This window comes from Lactobacillus nasalidis, from assembly GCF_016587775.1.
GTDB classification, from domain to species: Bacteria; Bacillota; Bacilli; order Lactobacillales; family Lactobacillaceae; genus Lactobacillus; species Lactobacillus nasalidis.
On record NZ_BOCG01000340.1, the window covers coordinates 1 to 2,985 of the forward strand.

Annotated in this window: 2 protein-coding genes and 2 pseudogenes; 3 read left to right on the top strand and 1 reads right to left on the bottom strand. The window is 54.6% G+C overall.

Annotated features, from left to right (window positions below):
* Positions 1-33 precede the first annotated feature (33 nt).
* Complete coding sequence (brnQ, locus tag lacNas_RS06440; protein WP_201331878.1) at positions 34-1,374, bottom strand: branched-chain amino acid transport system II carrier protein; 1,341 nt, start codon at positions 1,372-1,374, stop codon at positions 34-36.
* Positions 1,375-1,559: 185 nt separating this feature from the next.
* Between brnQ and lacNas_RS06445 the strand changes: the two are divergent.
* The 3 genes and pseudogenes from lacNas_RS06445 to lacNas_RS06455 all read left to right on the top strand — a co-directional run.
* A pseudogene (locus lacNas_RS06445) lies at positions 1,560-1,838 on the top strand (DNA alkylation repair protein); the annotation flags it as partial.
* A 12-nt stretch (positions 1,839-1,850) separates the two neighbouring features.
* The gene (locus tag lacNas_RS06450; RefSeq protein ID WP_201331880.1) at positions 1,851-2,357 is read left to right on the top strand and encodes an NAD(+) diphosphatase; all 507 of its coding nucleotides are present in this window, start codon (positions 1,851-1,853) and stop codon (positions 2,355-2,357) included.
* Between the two features lie 290 nt (positions 2,358-2,647).
* Positions 2,648-2,985: pseudogene (locus lacNas_RS06455) on the top strand (GGDEF domain-containing protein); the annotation flags it as partial.

The window sequence follows — 2,985 nt, forward strand, 5'->3', positions numbered from 1 at the left end:
CGGCTTTCTGCTTTTGCAGAAAGCCGTTTTGCTTTAGGAGCGCTTTTTGCCAATCAGCGCCTTAGCGGCTAAAATGATAAAGACTGCTGAAACTGGAAGCAGCCAGCCCAGGCCGTCCTGGTAAAGGGGCAGGACGCGGCCGTAGAAGCCGGTGACCGCTTTTACCTGCATCCCTGCCGGCAGGGCCTTGAAGAAGTCGCCCAAGGCGCACAGGAAGGTAACAGCCGTCATGATCTGGTAGTCGGCCTGCTTGAAGGCGAAAAGGTCGCTGGTCAAAGCCATCAGGATCAAGGAGATGGACAGGGGGTAAAGCAGCATCAAGACCGGCAGAGAGAAGGAAATGATCGTCGTCAAACCCACGTTGGCGATCCCGAAAGCCAGCAGGCTGAAGAGGATGGCCCACTTGTTGTAAGAAAGGCTCTTGGGGAACATTTCCACAAAAGTCTCGCTGCAGGCGGTGACCAGGCCGATCGCCGTTTTGAGGCAGGCCAGGAAGATCATCAAGGCAAACAGGATGGCCCCCAGGCCCGGGAAGTAGTGGCTGGCAATCTCAGACAAGGCTTCCCCGCCATTGGCCGCCAGGCCCAAGGCCTCCCGGCTCTGGGCCCCGACCAGGGCCGTGATGGCATAGATGACTGCCATGGCCAGGCAGGTCAGCAGCCCGGTTTTCAAGGTCGCGGCTGCCACTTTTTCCGGCTTGGTGATCCCGAAGGTCCGGATGCTGGAGATGACGATAATGCCAAAGGCCAGGCCCGCCAGGGCATCCATGGTGTTGTAGCCGGCCAAGACCCCGCTGATTAACGGGGCGCTGGCGTATTCGCCGGCCGGCTGGCTGGTCTGGTAGCTGCCTAAGGGATGAAGCAGCGCCGTGATCATGATAAAGAAGAAAAAGGCCAGGAAGGCCGGAGTCAGAAATTTGCCGATCCAGTCCATGATCCGCCCTGGTCTCAAAGAGAAGAAAAGCATGATCGCAAAGAAGATCAGTGAGAAAATAAAGAGGCCGGTGCTTTTGGGCAGCCCTTTTGGCAAAAGGGCAGAAATCCCGGTTTCAAAAGGAACCGTGAAGCAGCGGGGAATAGCGAAGAAGGGCCCGATCGTTAGGTACAGCAGGCAGGTGAAAAAGTAGCTGTACTTGCGGCCAACCCGGCCGCTGAGCTCCATGAGCCCTTCTGAACGCGTTATCCCCAAAGCGGCGGTTGCCAGCAGCGGCAGGCCCACCCCGGTGATCAAGAAGCCGCAGAGCGCGCTCCAGAGATTGCGGCCGCTGGCTTCGCCCAAGTAGGCCGGAAAAATCAGGTTCCCGGCTCCGAAGAAAAGACCGAACAGCATGCTGGAAATCGTCAGCGACTCGGCGTGAGTCAGCTTTTCTTTCATGTTTGTCCTCCGTTGTGAAAAAATCTTGATTGAAAAATATGGCGCGCAAGCGCACAATAGTTTATATTTTACCATACTGTCCCCGGTGATTATGAAAGAAGAGTGAAAAGATGACTTCTGTGGAAAAATACCAGGCCGTCAAGGCCGCCTTCAAGGCCGCGGCCGACCCGGAAAACAGCCGGGCCAAAACTGGCGCCCTCATGCTCGCTTGGGCCACCGACCCCAACATCTGGGTCAGGCGGACGGCGATTGAATTCCAGCTGGGCCTGAAGGAGCAAACCGATCCGGCCCTTTTGGAGCAGATCCTGGACCGCAACCTGGGCAGGCAGGAATTTTTCATCAACAAGGCCATCGGCTGGGCCTTGCGGGACTATTCCAAGACCCGGCCAGACTGGGTCAGAAACTATCTTGCTTCCCGCGAGCTCAGCTCCTTGAGCCGGCAGGAGGGCAGCAAATATTTGTAAGGAAGGCTGGAAATGTTTGAATTGAACTATTGCCCCCAGTGCGGGCAAAAACTTGTCAAAAAAGAACTGCCGCTTGACGGCTGGATTCCCTATTGTGAAAACTGCCGGGACTTCCGTTTCCCGATTTTTTCCGTCGCCGTCAGCATGATCGTCATGACCGAGGCTCGCGACCGGGTCCTCCTGATCAAGCAGTACGGGCGAGATGCTTACGTCCTGGTGGCCGGTTACGTCAGCAAGGGGGAAAACGCCGAAGACACCTGCCAAAGAGAGCTGATGGAGGAATTGGGCCTGAAGGTCAAAAGCCTGCACTTCAACCGCAGCCAGTATTTCGCTCCTTCCAACACCTTGATGCTCAATTATACGGTGGTGGTTGACGAAGGCGAAAAGCCGCGGCCCAATGACGAAATCGATGCCTGGAGCTGGCTTGACCTGCCTGAGGCCCGCCGGCAGATCAGCCAGGGGTCCCTGGCCCAGGAATTTTTGGAGGGCTACCTGCTGGCCAGCGGTCTTGCTAAATAACTGTTTCCTTATAAAATGTGCCGCAATTGTGCTTTATGTTCCTCAAGAAAATAACAAATCGATTATTATATGCTAATAACTTGATTTTAACTAATGAATGCTTTATAGTATTTTTTGCTTAAATAAGGAAAACACTCCGGCCTGGCCGTGGGTGTTTTCTTATGTTGACGGTGATTTGACCAGAAATGTTGGAAATGTTGGAAATTTTTGCGAGGTTGAGCTTGGAAAAATACGGCGCTTTTAAAAGAAATTTTGATTTCAGCGGTCTTTCTCCCGCTGAGTCCCAAGAAATGCTGAAATACGTTGGAATGGTGAACTGCTGCATGGACCGGGCCGTGCAAGACGGCAGTCCCGCTGATTCGATCATGCTTTTTCTGGGCGAGATCGGCCGCAAGCTGGCGGCTGACCGGGCCTATATTTTTCAGTTGAACGAAAACGGGTGCTATGACAACAGTTATGAATGGTGCGCTCCGGGGATCACTTCTGAGCAGGCAACCCTGCAGAACATGCCCCAGGGGGCGGCGGAATCGCCTTTGAGCCAGGCCTTTGCTGGCAACTTCGGCTACTACATCACGGACATGGCGGCCTTTGAGTCGGCTGATCCGGAACTTTACGGCGTCTTCAGCCG

Bases quoted from the DNA above. Each gene is read 5' to 3' on its own strand.
- brnQ (WP_201331878.1), bottom strand. From the start codon at position 1,374: ATGAAAGAAAAGCTGACTCACGCCGAGTCGCTGACGATTTCCAGCATG.
- lacNas_RS06450 (WP_201331880.1), top strand. From the start codon at position 1,851: ATGTTTGAATTGAACTATTGCCCCCAGTGCGGGCAAAAACTTGTCAAA.